The 15,491-nt window shown below is 71.8% G+C and carries 15 protein-coding genes; 5 read left to right on the top strand and 10 right to left on the bottom strand.

What is annotated here, in order from left to right; genetic code table 11:
- Window positions 1–233 precede the first annotated feature (233 nt).
- Genes ABZ808_RS16395 through pyrR form a run of 6 tightly spaced genes read right to left on the bottom strand, consistent with a single transcriptional unit; the run spans window position 234 to window position 8,588 of the window.
- A complete protein-coding gene (locus ABZ808_RS16395) occupies window positions 234–1,280 on the bottom strand; it encodes a quinone-dependent dihydroorotate dehydrogenase (protein ID WP_357006581.1) in 1,047 nt (348 codons plus the stop codon).
- Window positions 1,277–4,624, bottom strand: coding sequence for a carbamoyl-phosphate synthase large subunit (carB, locus tag ABZ808_RS16390; RefSeq protein WP_357006577.1), 3,348 nt, complete (start codon window positions 4,622–4,624; stop codon window positions 1,277–1,279). The genes ABZ808_RS16395 and carB overlap by 4 nt, the downstream gene beginning before the upstream one ends.
- The gene (carA, locus tag ABZ808_RS16385) at window positions 4,617–5,810 is read right to left on the bottom strand and encodes a glutamine-hydrolyzing carbamoyl-phosphate synthase small subunit (RefSeq protein ID WP_357006574.1); all 1,194 of its coding nucleotides are present in this window, start codon (window positions 5,808–5,810) and stop codon (window positions 4,617–4,619) included. Before carA ends, carB begins: the two co-directional genes overlap by 8 nt.
- Window positions 5,807–7,084 carry a dihydroorotase gene (locus tag ABZ808_RS16380; protein ID WP_357006571.1) on the bottom strand — a complete coding sequence of 426 codons (1,278 nt, stop codon included), beginning with the start codon at window positions 7,082–7,084 and terminating at the stop codon, window positions 5,807–5,809. Before ABZ808_RS16380 ends, carA begins: the two co-directional genes overlap by 4 nt.
- A complete protein-coding gene (locus tag ABZ808_RS16375; RefSeq protein ID WP_357006568.1) occupies window positions 7,081–8,007 on the bottom strand; it encodes an aspartate carbamoyltransferase catalytic subunit in 927 nt (308 codons plus the stop codon). Before ABZ808_RS16375 ends, ABZ808_RS16380 begins: the two co-directional genes overlap by 4 nt.
- Window positions 8,004–8,588 (bottom strand): bifunctional pyr operon transcriptional regulator/uracil phosphoribosyltransferase PyrR, encoded by a 585-nt coding sequence (pyrR, locus tag ABZ808_RS16370; protein WP_357006564.1) that lies wholly within the window; start codon window positions 8,586–8,588, stop codon window positions 8,004–8,006. The genes ABZ808_RS16375 and pyrR overlap by 4 nt, the downstream gene beginning before the upstream one ends.
- A gap of 288 nt (window positions 8,589–8,876) precedes the next feature.
- Here pyrR and ABZ808_RS16365 point away from each other — a divergent pair, with 288 nt between their 5' ends.
- On the top strand, window positions 8,877–9,365 hold the full coding sequence (locus tag ABZ808_RS16365; RefSeq protein WP_007458348.1) for a transcriptional regulator: 489 nt from the start codon (window positions 8,877–8,879) through the stop codon (window positions 9,363–9,365).
- Between the two features lie 69 nt (window positions 9,366–9,434).
- On the opposite strand, the gene nusB is transcribed toward ABZ808_RS16365, so the two are convergent.
- The 4 genes from nusB to aroB form a co-directional block, all read right to left on the bottom strand.
- Window positions 9,435–9,845, bottom strand: coding sequence for a transcription antitermination factor NusB (gene nusB, locus ABZ808_RS16360; RefSeq protein ID WP_357006830.1), 411 nt, complete (start codon window positions 9,843–9,845; stop codon window positions 9,435–9,437).
- A 23-nt stretch (window positions 9,846–9,868) separates the two neighbouring features.
- Complete coding sequence (gene efp, locus ABZ808_RS16355; RefSeq protein ID WP_357006561.1) at window positions 9,869–10,426, bottom strand: elongation factor P; 558 nt, start codon at window positions 10,424–10,426, stop codon at window positions 9,869–9,871.
- Between the two features lie 456 nt (window positions 10,427–10,882).
- Window positions 10,883–11,314: a type II 3-dehydroquinate dehydratase gene (gene aroQ / locus ABZ808_RS16350; RefSeq protein WP_357006558.1), complete on the bottom strand. Its 432-nt coding sequence runs from the start codon at window positions 11,312–11,314 to the stop codon at window positions 10,883–10,885.
- Window positions 11,311–12,390, bottom strand: a complete 1,080-nt coding sequence (aroB, locus tag ABZ808_RS16345) for a 3-dehydroquinate synthase (RefSeq protein WP_357006555.1) — start codon at window positions 12,388–12,390, stop codon at window positions 11,311–11,313. The genes aroQ and aroB overlap by 4 nt, the downstream gene beginning before the upstream one ends.
- A 129-nt stretch (window positions 12,391–12,519) precedes the next feature.
- Here aroB and ABZ808_RS16340 point away from each other — a divergent pair, with 129 nt between their 5' ends.
- From ABZ808_RS16340 to ABZ808_RS16325, 4 genes are all read left to right on the top strand, one after another.
- A complete protein-coding gene (locus ABZ808_RS16340) occupies window positions 12,520–13,248 on the top strand; it encodes an alpha/beta fold hydrolase (protein WP_357006552.1) in 729 nt (242 codons plus the stop codon).
- 153 nt (window positions 13,249–13,401) lie between these two features.
- Window positions 13,402–14,064, top strand: coding sequence for a hypothetical protein (locus ABZ808_RS16335; RefSeq protein ID WP_357006549.1), 663 nt, complete (start codon window positions 13,402–13,404; stop codon window positions 14,062–14,064).
- Between the two features lie 122 nt (window positions 14,065–14,186).
- The gene (locus ABZ808_RS16330; RefSeq protein WP_357006546.1) at window positions 14,187–14,693 is read left to right on the top strand and encodes a sigma-70 family RNA polymerase sigma factor; all 507 of its coding nucleotides are present in this window, start codon (window positions 14,187–14,189) and stop codon (window positions 14,691–14,693) included.
- Complete coding sequence (locus tag ABZ808_RS16325) at window positions 14,693–15,490, top strand: hypothetical protein (protein ID WP_357006543.1); 798 nt, start codon at window positions 14,693–14,695, stop codon at window positions 15,488–15,490. The genes ABZ808_RS16330 and ABZ808_RS16325 overlap by 1 nt, the downstream gene beginning before the upstream one ends.
- The last annotated feature ends 1 nt before the right edge of the window (window position 15,491 follow it).

The raw sequence follows: 15,491 nt of genomic DNA, 5'->3' as shown, positions 1-15,491 counted from the left end.
GCGGTGCCGGGCCACGTGTGCACAGCCTTTGCTCTGCTTCACTCCACGCAACACCCGGTGTCCGAATACCGGACGTCGGCCGTTGCGTGGGTTGAAGCAGAGCAAAGGCTGCAGGGACAGGGCAGGGGCCGCAGCGGCGTGACACGCGACGCCACGGCCACCACGACCACGACCACGACCGCCGCCGCCACCACGAGGCACGATGGCCGCAGTCGGCACAGCGGCCCCGACGGTCACCGGCCGGGGACCGGATCAGGTGCTCTGGTGGCGGCGGTCGCGCGGGCGACGGCCCGAACCAGGGCGGGGCCCCGGTAGATGAAGCCGGTGTAGAGCTGCACCAGGGCGGCACCGGCGTCGAACATCCGGGCGGCGTCGTCCGGGTCCAGCACTCCGCCGACCCCGACGATCGGCAACCGGCCACCGGTCTCCCGGTGGACGAAGGCGACCACCTCCCGGGCCCGCCCAGTCAGCGGACGGCCGGACAGACCTCCGGCCTGCGCGCCGCGCTCCGCGTCCACCGGTGCCAGCCCATCCCGGCCCAGGGTGGTGTTGGTGGCGATCACCCCGGCCGCGCCCCGGGCCAGGCAGACCTCCAGCAGTTCGGCGATGGCCGCCTCGGTCAGATCAGGGGCGATCTTGACCAGGACCGGCTTCTCCCCCACCAGCGCGGCCAGCAGCGCGTCCAGGTGTGTGCGGTCCTGCAACGAGCGCAGTCCCGGCGTGTTCGGCGAGGAGACGTTCACGGCGAAGTAGTCGCCGTGCCCGCGCAGCGCGCGGTACGAGGTGAGGTAGTCCTCGACCGCCTCGTCCAGCGGAGTCACCTTGGACTTGCCGAGCGAGATGCCCAACGGCACGCCGATCGGGCGCGGCAGCGCCGCCAGCCGGGCGGCCAGCGCGGCGGCACCGGCGTTGTTGAAGCCCATCCGGTTGACCACGGCCTCGCTGGCCGGCAACCGGAACAGCCGGGGCCGGGGGTTGCCCGGCTGGGCGTGGGCCGTGACCGTGCCCACCTCGACGAAGCCGAAGCCGAGCGCCGGCCAGGCCGGCAGGGCCGCACCGTCCTTGTCCATGCCGGCGGCCAGCCCGACGGGATTCGGGAACCGGACGCCGAAGACCGTGCGGGGCGCGCTCACCGCGTACCGGGCGCGGAGCGCGGCGAGCGCGGCCGGACGCCGGGACAGCGCGGCCAGCCGCCGCAGTGTCCACTCGTGCGCGGCCTCCGCGTCGCCGCCGCCGATCCGGAACAGCCCGGGCCGTACCGCCCGCTCGAACAGGGTCACTGGGCGGCCCGCAGCATGGCGTGCAGGTCCTGTAGCGGGCGGACCTGCATGTCGCCCCGGATCCGCGCCTCGATGCCCATCACCGCCGCGGCGGCGCCGGGGACCGTGGTGATGCAGGGGATGTCCCCGGTGACGGCGGCGCTGCGAATCTCGTAGCCGTCGGAGCGGGCGCTGGCACCCGAACCCTGCGGCGTGTTGATCACCAGGGCCACCTGGCCGCCGAGGATCAGCGACACCGCGTCGTCCCCCTCACCGGCCTGGTAGTGCTTGCGGATCTGCTCACAGGCGATGCCGTGCCGACGCAGCACCTCGGCGGTGCCGGTGGTCGCCACGATCTCGAAGCCCAGATCGGCCAACCGCTTGATCGGGAAGATCATGCCCCGCTTGTCCCGGTTGGCCACCGAGACGAAGATCTTCCCGGCGGTCGGCAGCGAACCGTACGCGGCCGACTGGCTCTTGGCGAAGGCATGCCCGAAGTTGGTGTCGATGCCCATCACCTCGCCTGTCGACTTCATCTCCGGCCCGAGCAGCGAGTCGATCCCCTTGCCCGCGCGGGTACGGAAGCGCTTGAACGGCAGCACCGCCTCCTTGACCGCGATCGGCGCGTCGGCGGGCATCGTGCCGCCGTCACCGGTCGCCGGCAGCAGGCCCTCGGCGCGCAGTTCGGCGATGGTCGCGCCGAGCGCGATCCGGGCCGCCGCCTTGGCCAGCGGCACCGCCGTGGCCTTCGAGACGAACGGGACGGTCCGCGACGCGCGCGGGTTGGCCTCCAGCACGTAGAGCACGTCGTCCTTGAGCGCGTACTGCACGTTGAGCAGGCCGCGGACGCCGACACCACGCGCGATGGCCTCGGTGTAGCGGCGGACCTCGGCCAGGTGCGACCCGGCGAGGGTGATCGGCGGCAGCGCGCACGACGAGTCGCCGGAGTGGATGCCGGCCTCCTCGATGTGCTCCATCACGCCACCGATGTAGACCTCGCCGTCGGCGTCGCACAGCGCGTCCACGTCGATCTCGATGGCGTCGTCGAGGAACCGGTCCACCAGCACCGGGTGGTCCGGGGAGATGTCGGTGGCCCGACCGATGTAGTCGCGCAGCGTCGGGTCGTCGTAGACGATCTCCATGCCCCGCCCGCCCAGCACGTACGACGGCCGGACCAGCACCGGGTAGCCGATCTCGTCGGCGATCGCCTTGGCCTCGTCGTAGGACGTGGCCATGCCGTGCGCCGGCGCACGCAGCCCGGCCCGGGCCAGCACCGCGCCGAACGCGCCCCGCTCCTCGGCCAGGTGGATCGACTCCGGGGAGGTGCCGACGACCGGCACGCCCGCGTTCTTGAGCCGCTGCGCCAACCCGAGCGGGGTCTGCCCGCCGAGCTGGACGACCACCCCGACCACGCCCGGCCCGCCGGCCGCCCGGCCGGACGAGTCCTCAGCGTGCCAAACCTCCAGGACGTCCTCGAAGGTCAGCGGCTCGAAGTAGAGCCGGTCGGCGGTGTCGTAGTCGGTGGAGACGGTCTCCGGGTTGCAGTTGACCATGACGGTCTCGTAACCGGCCGCCCGCAGCGCCTGAACGGCGTGCACGCAGGAGTAGTCGAACTCGATGCCCTGCCCGATCCGGTTCGGGCCGGAGCCCAGGATCAGCACCTTCGGCCGGTCCGACGGCACGACCTCGGTCTCGGAGTCGTACGTCGAGTAGTGGTACGGCGTGGTCGCCTCGAACTCGGCCGCGCAGGTGTCCACGGTCTTGTAGACGGGGCGCACGTCGAGCCGGTGCCGCAGGGTCCGTACGCCGTCCTCGGCCGCCAACTCCGGCCGCAGCGCGGCGAGCTGCCGGTCGGACAGGCCGGCCCGCTTGGCGCGGCGCAGCAGCTCGGCGTCGAGCACCGGGGCGTCCACGATCTCCGCCCGCAGCTCGATCAGCGCGACGATCTGGTCCAGGAACCACGGGTCGATGCCGCCGGACGCCGCGTTGACCTCGGCGATCGACGCGCCGAGGCGCAGCGCCCGCTCGACGGTGTAGAGCCGACCGTCGTGCGGGATGCGCAGCGCGGCGAGGGTGTCGGCGAGGGTCACGCCGGCCGGGTCCGGCACGGTCCAGAAACCAGACGACTTGGTTTCCATCGAGCGCATCGCCTTGTTCAGCGCCTCGGTGAAGTTACGGCCGAGGCTCATCGCCTCGCCCACCGACTTCATCGTGGTGGTCAGCTCCGGGTCCGCGCCGGGGAACTTCTCGAACGCGAACCGGGGGATCTTCACCACCACGTAGTCCAGGGTCGGCTCGAACGCCGCCGGGGTCTTCAACGTGATGTCGTTGGGGATCTCGTCGAGGGTGTAGCCGATGGCCAGCTTCGCGGCGATCTTGGCAATCGGGAAGCCGGTCGCCTTGGAGGCCAGCGCCGAGGAGCGGGACACCCGCGGGTTCATCTCGATCACGACGATCCGGCCGTCGGCCGGGTTGACCGCGAACTGGATGTTGCAGCCGCCGGTGTCCACACCGACCTCGCGCAGCACCGCGATGCCCAGGTCACGCAGCCGCTGGTACTCCCGGTCGGTGAGCGTCATGGCCGGGGCCACGGTGACGCTGTCGCCGGTGTGCACACCCATCGGGTCGATGTTCTCGATCGAGCAGACCACCACCACGTTGTCGTGCCGGTCGCGCATCAGCTCGAGCTCGTACTCCTTCCAGCCGAGCACGCTCTCCTCGATGAGCACCTCGTGCACGGGGCTGGCGGCCAGGCCGTCGCCCGCGATGCGGGCCAGGTCCTCCGCGGTGTGCGCCATGCCGGAGCCCAGACCGCCCATGGTGAACGACGGCCGGATCACCACCGGCAGGCCCAGCTCGGCGACGGTCTCCTCGACCTCGTCCATCGAGTGGCAGACCCGCGAGCGGGGCACCAGCCCGGTTGGGTCGTCGACGCCGAGCCGGACACCGGCCTTAGCGACGATCTCCTTGAACAGCTGGCGGTCCTCGCCCCGGTTGATCGCGTCGATGTTCGCGCCGATCAACTCGACGCCGTACTTCTCCAGGACGCCGTTCTCGTGCAGGGCGACGGCGGTGTTCAGCGCGGTCTGCCCGCCGAGGGTCGCCAGGATCGCGTCCGGGCGTTCCTTGGCGATGACCAACTCCACGAACTCCGGGGTGATCGGCTCGACGTACGTGGCGTCGGCGAACTCCGGGTCGGTCATGATCGTGGCCGGGTTGGAGTTGACCAGGCTGACCCGGATCCCCTCGCTGCGCAACACCCGGCACGCCTGGGTGCCGGAGTAGTCGAATTCGCAGGCCTGCCCGATGACGATCGGCCCCGAGCCGATCACCAGGATGTGCTTGAGATCGCTCCGCTTAGGCATTGCTGCGCCCCTCGCTGTGGTTCCGGCCCTCGCTGGTCTGCTGGTCGAGGTCACGGCCCTCGATCAGCTCGGCGAATCGGTCGAAGAGGTAGTCCGCGTCGTGCGGGCCGGCCGCCGCCTCCGGGTGGTACTGCACGGTGAACGCGGGCACGTCCACGGCACGCAGCCCCTCGACCACGTTGTCATTGAGGCAGACGTGCGACACCCGCACACCGCCGAATTCGGTGTCGATCACCTGGTCGGGGACGACCGCGCCGTCACCGGCACCCGGCACCTGCACCGCGAAGCCGTGGTTGTGGCTGGTCACCTCCACCTTGCCGGTGACCCGGTCGAGCACCGGCTGGTTTATCCCACGGTGGCCGTAGCCCAACTTGTACGTGCCGAAGCCCAGCGCCCGGCCGAGGATCTGGCTGCCGAAGCAGATGCCGAACAGCGGGATCCGCCGGGTCAGCACCTCCCGGGCCAGCGCCACCGGCCCGTCGGCGGTCGCCGGGTCACCCGGACCGGGCGAGAAGAAGACCGCGTCCGCGCCGGTGGCGAGCAGGTCCTCGATGCTCGACGAGGCCGGCAGCACGTGGGTGGTCACCCCACGCTCGGCCAGCCGCCGTGGCACGTTGCGCTTGATGCCCAGGTCCAGCGCCGCGACGGTGAACCGCCGCTCGCCGATCGCCTCGACGACGTACGGCTTGGCGGTGGTCACCTCGGCGGAGAGGTCCGCGCCGACCATCTGCGGTGACGCGAGGACCCGGGCCAGCAGGCTCTGCGGGTCCGTGTCGATGCTGGAGATGCCCACCCGCATGGCGCCCCGCTCGCGCAGGTGCCGGGTCAGCGCACGGGTGTCCACCCCGCTGATGCCCACCACGCCCTCGGTGGCGAGCCGGTCCTCCAGACCGCCGGTGGCCCGCCAGTTCGAGCCGATGCGGGCCGGGTCGCGCACCACGTACCCCGCCACCCAGATCCGGTCGGACTCGTCGTCCTCGGCGTTGACGCCGGTGTTGCCGATGTGCGGGGCGGTCTGCACGACCACCTGCCGGTGGTAGGAGGGGTCGGTGAGGGTCTCCTGGTAGCCGGTCATGCCGGTGTTGAAGACGGCCTCGCCGAAGGTCTCCCCGACACTGCCGTACGCCTCGCCGTGGAACGTGCGCCCGTCCTCGAGTACGAGAATCGCGGGCCTGCGCTTGCTCACTTGACAGCCTTTCCGTCCAGGACCGTCGGCTCGCCGCGCAGGAAGGTCGCCACGATGCGACCTGGCAGCGTCATGCGGGCGTACGGGGTGTTGCGACTGCGACTGGCCAGCTCCGCCGGCTCGATGGTGCGGCGGGCGGTCGGGTCGACAAGGGTCAGGTTGGCCGGCACACCGGGTGCCGGGTCGACGCCGTGCCCGGTCAGCCCGGCGATCCGGGCCGGGGTGCGTGACATCCGCTCGGCGATCAGGTCCCACTCGGGGCCCAGCACGTCGAGCGCGATGGAGAGGGCCGTCTCCAGACCGAGCATTCCCGGTCGGGCGTACGCCCACTCGCACTCCTTGTCCTCCACGGCGTGCGGGGCGTGGTCGGTGGCGATGATGTCGATGACGCCGTCGGCGAGCGCGGCGCGCAGCGCGGCGACGTCCGCGGCCGTCCGCAGCGGCGGGTTGACCTTGAAGACCGGGTCGTAACTCTCGGCCCGCTCGTCGGTGAGCAGCAGGTGGTGCGGGGTGACCTCGGCGGTGACGCGTACCCCGCGGGCCTTGGCCTGACGCAGCACCTCGACGCTGCCGGCGGTGGAGACGTGGCAGACGTGCAGTCGGCTGCCTACGTGCTCGGCGAGCAGCACGTCCCGGGCGATGATCGCCTCCTCGGCGACCGCCGGCCAGCCGATCAGCCCGAGCCGGGTGGAGACCTCGCCCTCGTGCATCTGGGCGCCCTCGGTGAGCCGGGGCTCCTCGGCGTGCTGGGCGATGATCCCGTCGAACGCCTTGACGTACTCCAGGGCCCGGCGCATCAGCAACGGGTCGGCGACGCAGTGCCCGTCGTCGGAGAAGATCCGCACCCGGGCCGCCGAATCGGCCATCGCGCCCAGCTCGGCCAGGCGCTCGCCGGCCAGCCCGACGGTGACCGCGCCGATCGGCTGCACGTCGACCAGCCCGGCCTCGCGGCCGAGCCGCCACACCTGCTCGACGACGCCCGCCGTGTCGGCCACCGGGGAGGTGTTGGCCATCGCGCAGACCGCCGTGTAGCCACCCAACGCCGCCGCCCGGGAGCCGGACTCGACGGTCTCGGCGTCCTCGCGGCCGGGCTCGCGCAGGTGGGTGTGCAGGTCGACGAGGCCCGGCAGGGCGACCAGCCCGGTGCCGTCGACGACGGTGGCGTCCGGCGCGGACAGGCCGGGCCCGACCTCGGCGACGACGCCGTCGCGGATCAGCACGTCGGTCGGCGCGGCGCCGACGACGCTCACGCTGGTGATGAGGTACGCGGTCACCGGTTGTTTCCTCCGAGCAGCAGGTACAGGACGGCCATCCGCACGGAGACCCCGTTGGTGACCTGTTCGACGATGGTGGAGCGGGGTGAGTCGGCCACCTCGGGGGTGATCTCCATGCCCCGGTTCATCGGGCCGGGGTGCATGACGATCGCGTGCTCGGGCAGCCGGCGCATGCGCGGGCCGTCCAGGCCGTAGCGGCGGGCGTACTCGCGGGCGGAGGGGAAGTAGGAGTCCTTCATCCGCTCCCGCTGCACCCGCAGCATCATCACCACGTCGACGTCGGGCAGCACCGCGTCGAGGTCGTAGGAGACGTCGGTGCCGGGAGCGAGGGCGCCCGCGATGTCGACCGGGATGAGGGTCGGCGGGCCGACCAGGGTGACCTTCGCGCCGAGGGTGGAGAGCAGCAGGACGTTCGAGCGGGCGACCCGGGAGTGCAGCACGTCCCCGACCACGGCGACGGACAGACCGGCGAGTCGGCCCAGCCGGGCCCGCATGGTGAACGCGTCCAGCAGCGCCTGGGTGGGGTGCTCGTGGGTGCCGTCGCCCGCGTTGACCACCGACCCGTCCACCCAGTTCGCGAGGCGGTGGGGCGCGCCGGAGGCGGGGTGCCGGACGACCACCGCGTCGGCGCCCATGGCCTGCAGGGTCAGCGCGGTGTCCTTCAGGCTCTCGCCCTTGGTGACGCTGGACCCCTTCGCGGAAAAGTTGATCACGTCGGCGCTGAGCCGCTTCGCCGCCGCCTCGAACGAGATCCGGGTGCGGGTGGAGTCCTCGTAGAAGAGGTTCACCACCGTACGGCCGCGCAGCGCGGGCAGCTTCTTGATCTCGCGGCCGGCGACCGTGGCCATCTCGGCGGCGGTGTCCAGGATCTCGGTGGCGGTGTCGGCGTCCAGGTCCGCACCCGAGAGCAGGTGCCTGATCATGCCGTTGCCCCTCCGTAGAGCTTGACCTCGTCCACACCGTCGGTCTCGGCGAGCGTCACCTTGACACTCTCGGCGAGCGAGGTGGGAATGTTCTTGCCCACATAGTCGGCGCGGATCGGCAACTCCCGATGGCCGCGGTCGACCAGGACGGCGAGCTGCACGGACGCCGGGCGGCCCACGTCGTTGAGCGCGTCGAGCGCGGCCCGGACGGTGCGGCCGGAGAAGAGCACATCGTCGACGAGGATGACCCGCTTGCCGTCGATGCCGCCGCTGGGCACCTGGGTGGGGCCGACCGCGCGGGTGCCGTGCCGACGCAGGTCGTCACGGTAGAGAGTGATGTCGAGCACACCGGCCGGGATGTCGACTGCCTCGAAGGTGCTGATCCGGGCCGCGAGCCGCCGCGCCAGGGGCGCGCCGCGGGTGGGAATCCCCAGCAGCACGGTGTCGGCGGCGCCCTGGGTCTTCTCCAGGATCTGGTGGGCGATGCGGTCGACCACGCGCTGCACGTCGGCGCTGTCGAGGATGACCTTCACCGAGGGTTGTCGCGGTGGTGACGAGCGGGCCGCCGGTGGGTACGCCACGGCAGACCTCCTTCCCCGCCTCACGGGACGGGTCGTTAAAGGATGTCGGGCACCTCCGGCCGGACCGCTGACGCAACTCGGGCCGGGGCTTCACGCCACGTTACCAGTGGTCACCCCGCCGATGGACGGCGGCTGCTGACCATCGGATCAGGCCGACGAATGGGGATAACTCCCCCAGTGCTCCCCAACGGTGGGGTCCCGACCACTTGACCACGTGTCGCATTCCCCGTACCGTCACGCTCCGTAGCGATCGACGGGAGAACCCCGAGCAGCACTGGGAGTGTCCGAATGCCCTCTGAATACGCCAAATCTCTGGGCGCCCGCCTGCGCTCCATCCGCCAGCAGCAGGGCCTGTCCCTGCAGGGTGTGGAGGAGAAGTCGAACGGGCGGTGGAAGGCCGTGGTGGTCGGCTCGTACGAGCGTGGCGACCGGGCCGTGACGGTTTCCCGTCTGGCCGAGCTGGCCGAGTTCTACCGTGTCCCCGTCTCGGAGCTGCTGCCCGACGGCAGTGGTGTCCGTCACGAGCCCACCAGCAAGATCGTCCTGGACCTGGAGCGGCTCTACGACGAGGCCTCCGAGGACCTGGCCTACGTCGCCCGCTACGCCCGCGCCATCCAGCAGCAGCGTGGTGACTACAACGGTCGGGTGCTCTCCATCCGCGCCGACGACCTGCGGGCGCTCGCGATCGTCTACGACGCCTCGCCGTCGGGGCTGATCGAGCGGCTCACCGAGCACGGTGTGCTGGTCGCCGACCCACGGGCGTTCTTCGCCTCCTGAGCTGTCGATCCACCCGAAAAGGCCCGTGCCATCCGGCACGGGCCTTTTCGTTGGTGCGGGTGCCTGACCTCAGCGGGTGGCGTACTCGGCGATGCGGCCGAGCAGGCCGTTGAGGAAGCGCGGCGAATCGTCGGTGGACATCTGTCGGGCCAGCTCCACGGCCTCGCTGATCGCCACCGCGTCGTCGATCTCGTCGACGTAGAGCAACTCGTAGACGGCGACCCGGGCCAGATTGCGGTCGACCACCGGCATCCGGTCCAGGGTCCAGCCCTCGGCGTAGCTGGCGATCAGCTCGTCGATCCGGTTGAGATGTTCGGCGACCCCCTCGATCAGGCCCACCGCGTAACCCAGATGCTCCGGGTGGGGCTTTTCGATGCGCTGGAGGTAGCCGGCCAGCACCTCCACGGGGGGCCGGTCCCGCAGGTCGGCCTCGTAGAGGACGTCCAGCGCCCGCTTGCGCGCCTTGCGGCGCGCCGGCATCTGCTGCTTGGGACCCTCAGCCATCAGGCGCGGCCGAGGTAACGGCCGTCGCGGGTGTCGACCTTGATCTTCTCACCGGTGGTGATGAACAGCGGGACCGGCACGGTGGCACCGGTCTCGACGGTCGCCGGCTTGGTGCCGCCGGTCGACCGGTCGCCCTGCAGGCCCGGCTCGGTGTAGGTGACCTCCAGCACGACGCTGGTGGGCAGCTCGATGTAGAGCGGCACACCCTCGTGGGTGGCGACGGTCGCCTCCGCCTCGGGCAGCAGGTAGTTGGCTGCCTCCCCGACGGTGCCGCCGGGAACGGTGATCTGGTCGAAGGTCTCCAGATCCATGAAGACGTAGTCCTCGCCGTCGGCGTACAGGTACTGCATCGTGCGCTTGTCCACGGTCGCGGTTTCGACCTTGGTGCCCGCGTTGAAGGTCTTGTCGACCACCTTCCCGGACAGCACGTTCTTCAGCGTGGTGCGCACGAAGGCACCACCCTTACCGGGCTTGACGTGCTGGAACTCGACGACGGACCAGAGCTCGCCGTCAAGGTTGAGTACCAGGCCGTTTTTCAGGTCGTTGGTGGAGGCCATTTCCTGCCTTGATCATCAATTGGCGGACAGACCTGCCAAGTCTACAAGCTGCACCGAGACGTGTTACCCGCCGTGGTCGGCCGCCTCATCCGCCGCAGGGGCAGCACCCGACAGTGGTGACAGGTCGTCACCCACGCGTCACGGTGGCCCCACCCTCTCCGGCCCTTTGCTCTGCTTCACCTGACGCAACAGTCACCCTTCGTGCACCCCGAGGGGCAGGGCCGATCGACACCAACCATCGGGTACGCGCAGCTCACCGCCGGTGTTGCGTCAGTTGAAGCAGAGCAAAGGCAGCGAACCGGGAGGGTCGTCCCCGGAGCCGGGCGGGGCGGGGGCAACCGACGGTGACAGCCGGGCGCCCGGGGGCCGGCATCACGCTCGGTGCGCCGAGACGGCGAGGCTGCGGGAGGGGCTGGGCCCGGCGGGCGGGAGCGCGACGGAGGCGTCGGGCGTTTGTCAGCTGGCGCGGGTGGCGAGGTGGTGCAGGGCGAGGCGGTAGCCGTCGATACCGAGGCCGCAGATCACCCCGGTGGCCACCGCCGAGACCACCGAGTGGTGCCGGAACTCCTCGCGGGCGTGGATGTTGGACAGGTGCACCTCGACCAGCGGCCCGCGCAGCATCGCGCAGGCGTCGCGGACCGCGTACGAGTAGTGCGACCAGGCGGCCGGGTTGAGCACCACCGCCGCGCTCTCGTCGGCGGCGGCGTGCAGCCAGCCGAGCAGCTCGTGCTCGGCGTCGGTCTGCCGGACCGTCACGTCCAGCCCCACCTCCCGGCCGGTGGCCTCGCAGAGCGCCACCAGATCGGCGTAGCTGGTCGAGCCGTACACCGCCGGCTCCCGGGTGCCCAGTCGGCCCAGGTTCGGCCCGTTCAACACGTAGACCCTCACGGCGCGGACACCTCGCGGTAGGCCGCCTCGAGCAGCGCGTCGTCCGGGCCCTCCAGCATCGCCGGGCGGGCCAGCGCGTCCAGCACCACGAAACGCAGCTTGCTGCCCCGGGCCTTCTTGTCCACCCGCATCACGGCCAACAGTCGCTCCCACGCCTCGGCCGGATAGCTCACCGGCAGGCCGAGCGCGGCCAGGGCGCTCCGGTGCCGGTCGGCGGTCGGCGCGTCCAGCCGGCCGGCGAGGCGGGCCAGCGCCGCGGCGTACACCAGCCCCACGGACACGGCGTGGCCGTGCCGCCAGCGGTAGCCCTCGTTCTGTTCGATCGCGTGCGCGAGGGTGTGCCCATAGTTGAGGACCTCCCGCAGGCCGGACTCGCGCAGGTCACCGGCGACCACGTCGGCCTTGACCCGGATCGCCCGCTCGATCAGCTCCCGGGCCACCGGCCCGCGCGGGTCGGTGGCCGCCGCCGGGTCACGCTCGACCAGGTCCAGGATCACCGGGTCGGCGATGAAGCCGCACTTGACCACCTCGGCCAGACCGGCCGCCAGGTCGATCGCCGGCAGGCTGTCCAGGGTGGCCAGGTCGGCCAGCACGCCGACCGGCGGGTGGAAGGCGCCCACCAGGTTCTTGCCGGCGGCGGTGTTGATCCCGGTCTTGCCGCCCACGGCGGCGTCCACCATGCCCAACAGCGAGGTGGCCACCGGCACCCAGCGCACCCCGCGCAGCCAGCAGGCCGCGACGAAGCCGGCCAGGTCGGTCACCGCGCCCCCGCCCACGCCAACCACCGCGTCGGTACGGGTGAAGCCCGCCGCGCCGAGCCGGTCCCAGCAGGCGGCGGCCACGTCGATCTGCTTGCCCGACTCGGCGTCGGGCACCTCGATCGGCAGCGGCTCGACCCCGGCCGCGCGCAGCCGTTCGCCGAGCGCGTCGGCCAGGGTCTTGAGCGGGGGCGCGTGCAGCACCGCCGCCCGGGTCGCGCCGGGCAGCAGCCCGGGCAGCGCGTCCAGCAGGTCGCGTCCGACCAGCACGTCGTACGGCCGTTCGCCGCCGACCGGGATCCGGGTCACGTCGTCCATCGCCGGCAGCCTAGTCCAGCGCGTGGCGCGACGGCGGCGGGAGACGACCGCGACCACAGGGTGAAACCGGACAGAACTGTCGGCCGTCGGCCGTAGGGTCGGCTCGACAACCGAGAGAAGGAGCGACAGATGGCGACGTTCGTGCTGGTGCCGGGGTTCTGGTTGGGCGCCTGGGCGTGGCGGGACGTGACCGGGGCGCTACGCGCGCAGGGGCACGAGGTCTACCCGATGACGCTGACCGGGCTGGCCGAGCGCGACCACCTCGCCGGGCCTGAGGTGAGCCTGGACACGCACACCACCGACATCGTCCGGCTGATCGAGGTCGAGGCCCTGCGCGACGTGGTGCTGGTTGGCCACTCCGGCGGCGGGATGCCGGTCACCCAGGCGGCGGACCGCATCCCGGACCGCATCGCCCGAGCGGTCTACGTGGAGAGTGGGCCGTTGCCGGACGGCACGGGGCAGTTCGACACGGTGCCGCCGGAGGAGCAGGAGCGGCTGCGGGCCGTGATCGGCGCCGGGCATCTGCTGCCGCCGCCGGCCTGGGACCCGGCGGCCGACCCGACCAACCTGGCCGGGCTGGACGAGCCGACACTGGCCCTGCTGCGTGAGCGGGCCACCCCGCAGCCGCTGCGCACGGCGACCGACCCGGTGCGCCGCACCGGCGGCCGCCCGGTGCCGACCGCCCTGGTCGCCAGCACCTTCCCGCTCACCGTGGTCCGCGAGATGATCGGCCAGGGGCACCCGTTCTTCGCCGGGCTGACCGGTGGTCGGCTGTTCGAGCTGCCCACCGGGCACTGGCCGATGCTCAGCGAGCCCAAGGCTCTGGCCGACGTGCTCGACACGGCCGCCCGCGACTGAGCGGGCCGGGCCGCCGCCCGAGATTCCCTGTGCACCGTGTGAAACCGGCGGGCGAGAGCAGGCGTGTTGGGGGCGCGTTGGCGAGAAGGGCCGGCGTGGCGTCCATGGCGACTCCCGGCGGGCAGCCGCGGGGCAGCAGGTGAGGAGTTGGGCATGTCCAAGGTGAAATGGGCCACCGGCGCGGTGCTGGTGGTGTGCGGCAGCGCGCTGGTGGCGTGCCAGTCCGATCCGACCACGGCTCCGGTCGCATCCAGCGGGCCCTCCACGTCCGCCTCGGCCACCGCCTCCGAGGCGGTGCCAGCATCGCCCAGCCCGTCGTCGTCCACGTCGGGTCCGTCCACCCCGGCCGCTTCGACCGACCCGGTGCTCTCCGGCAAGCGGGAGGTCACCATCGTGCGGGTGCAGGCGACCGAGGGCGGCATCGCCCTCGACGGCGAGCTCATGGAGGTCGACGACAACAGCGGTCGCCAACTGTTCGTCCCCACCCCGCTCGGCGGCGACACCTACCTGATCAAGGCGTACGGCAGGGTCGACTACCACCCCGCCAACGACGAACCGGCCTGCTGGCAGGTCTACAACCCGGGCAACTCGGGGCCGCTGACGGTCGAGGGGGCGGTCTGCGACAACAACAACCCGGCGCAGCGCTTCACCATCACCGCCAGCGGCAAGCGCGCGTACGCCCTCAGCAACAGGTCAGCGTTTCTCCAATACTCCCCCACCAGGGGCATCATCCTCGAGGAGGTCGGTGACGCACCGCTGCGCAGCACGTTCCGGTTCGTCGACAACGGTCCCGCCCGGCGCCCCGCCGGCGGCTGACCTACATTGTGGATGATCTATCCTTCTGCACGGCAGTCGGGGACGGTCAGCGAGCACCGGACCGCGGGCCGGGCAGGTGGATCACCCGGAGCGCGGTCCGGTCCAGGCGGGAGTAGCGGCACATGCGCGACGCGAAGGAGTTCGACGACTTCTACGCCGCCTCCTCCCGCCGTGTCCTGGGTCAGGTGTACGCGATGATCGGCAGTCACGCCGAGGCCGAAGACGCCGTGGCAGAGGCGTACCTCCGCGCGTGGGATCGGTGGAACAGGGTGCGTGAGTGCGACAGTCCCGAAGCATGGGTGCGTCGTGTCGCCTACCGCATCGCGGTCTCCGCGTGGCGCAAGGCGGTGAACCGACTCCGAGCGCACCACCGGGACACGACCGAGGAGCACGTCGACGCGGTCGGCCCCGATCACGTGGCGCTGGTGCGGGGCCTCCGCCTGATCTCCGCCGACCAGCGTCGGGTCATCGTCCTGCATCACCTCGTCGGCCTCAGCGTCGCCGAGATCGCCGCCGAGACCGGAACGTCGCCCAACACGGTCAAGACCTGGCTCGCGCGGGGCCGCCGAGCCCTGGCCGAGCACGTCACCGGCGCCGAGCCGGACGTCCTGGACGGGACGCGGTCCTGATGGCCGACCAGAACCTCGACGACGGCCTGCGTTCGCTCGCCGAGGACGGTGCGCGTCGCGGCCGTCTCGCCGACGCCGCGGTCATCCGCCAGCGCGGCGACGCGCACCGCGCGCGGCGGCACGCGGCCTCGGTAGCGGTCGGTGTCGCGCTGGTGAGTCTGCTCACCGTGGGCGTAGCGGTGGGCCGGCCGAACGCAGGTCCACCCACGTCGCCGGTCGGCCCTCCCGCATCCGGTTCGCCCTCCGCGCCCGCGACGCCGACCACGACACCGTCACCGACCACGACAGCGACGGTCACGCCGCCCGTTGGGCCGCCGTCCACCCCGTCGAGCCCGACCGACCCGGTGCTCTCCGGCACGCGGGAGGTCACCATCGTGCGGGTGCAGGCGACCGAGGGCGGCATCGCCCTCGACGGCGAGCTCATGGAGGTCGACGACAACAGTGGCCGCCAACTGTTCGTCCCCACCCCGCTCGGCGGCGACACCTACCTGATCAAGGCATACGGCAAGGCCGACAACCACCCCGCCAACGACGAACCGGCCTGCTGGCAGGCCTACAACCCGGGCAACTCGGGGCCGCTGACGGTCGAGGGGGCCGTCTGCGACAACAACAACCCAGCGCAGCGCTTCACCATCACCGCCAGCGGCAAGCGCGCGTACGCCATCAGCAACGCGTCGGCGTACCTCCAGCACTCCCCCACCAGGGGCATCATCCTGGAGGAGGTCGGTGACGCACCGCTGCGCAGCACGTTCCGGTTCGTCGACAACGGCCCCGCCCGCCGTCCGCTCGGCGGCTGAC

The sequence above is a fragment of the Micromonospora sp. NPDC047527 genome (genome assembly GCF_040643015.1).
Classification (GTDB): Bacteria; Actinomycetota; Actinomycetes; order Mycobacteriales; family Micromonosporaceae; genus Micromonospora.
Note: the sequence above shows the minus strand (reverse complement) of the source record. Positions and strands in the feature narration are given on the sequence as shown.

What these genes read in the sequence shown, in the direction of transcription:
- efp (WP_357006561.1), bottom strand. Translation starts at nt 10,426, where the DNA reads ATGGCCTCCACCAACGACCTGAAAAACGGCCTGGTACTCAACCTTGAC.
- nusB (WP_357006830.1), bottom strand. Translation starts at nt 9,845, where the DNA reads ATGCCGGCGCGCCGCAAGGCGCGCAAGCGGGCGCTGGACGTCCTCTAC.
- ABZ808_RS16365 (WP_007458348.1), top strand. Translation starts at nt 8,877, where the DNA reads ATGCCCTCTGAATACGCCAAATCTCTGGGCGCCCGCCTGCGCTCCATC.
- ABZ808_RS16340 (WP_357006552.1), top strand. Translation starts at nt 12,520, where the DNA reads ATGGCGACGTTCGTGCTGGTGCCGGGGTTCTGGTTGGGCGCCTGGGCG.
- ABZ808_RS16375 (WP_357006568.1), bottom strand. Translation starts at nt 8,007, where the DNA reads ATGATCAGGCACCTGCTCTCGGGTGCGGACCTGGACGCCGACACCGCC.
- aroB (WP_357006555.1), bottom strand. Translation starts at nt 12,390, where the DNA reads ATGGACGACGTGACCCGGATCCCGGTCGGCGGCGAACGGCCGTACGAC.
- ABZ808_RS16335 (WP_357006549.1), top strand. Translation starts at nt 13,402, where the DNA reads ATGTCCAAGGTGAAATGGGCCACCGGCGCGGTGCTGGTGGTGTGCGGC.
- ABZ808_RS16330 (WP_357006546.1), top strand. Translation starts at nt 14,187, where the DNA reads ATGCGCGACGCGAAGGAGTTCGACGACTTCTACGCCGCCTCCTCCCGC.
- carB (WP_357006577.1), bottom strand. Translation starts at nt 4,624, where the DNA reads ATGCCTAAGCGGAGCGATCTCAAGCACATCCTGGTGATCGGCTCGGGG.
- ABZ808_RS16325 (WP_357006543.1), top strand. Translation starts at nt 14,693, where the DNA reads ATGGCCGACCAGAACCTCGACGACGGCCTGCGTTCGCTCGCCGAGGAC.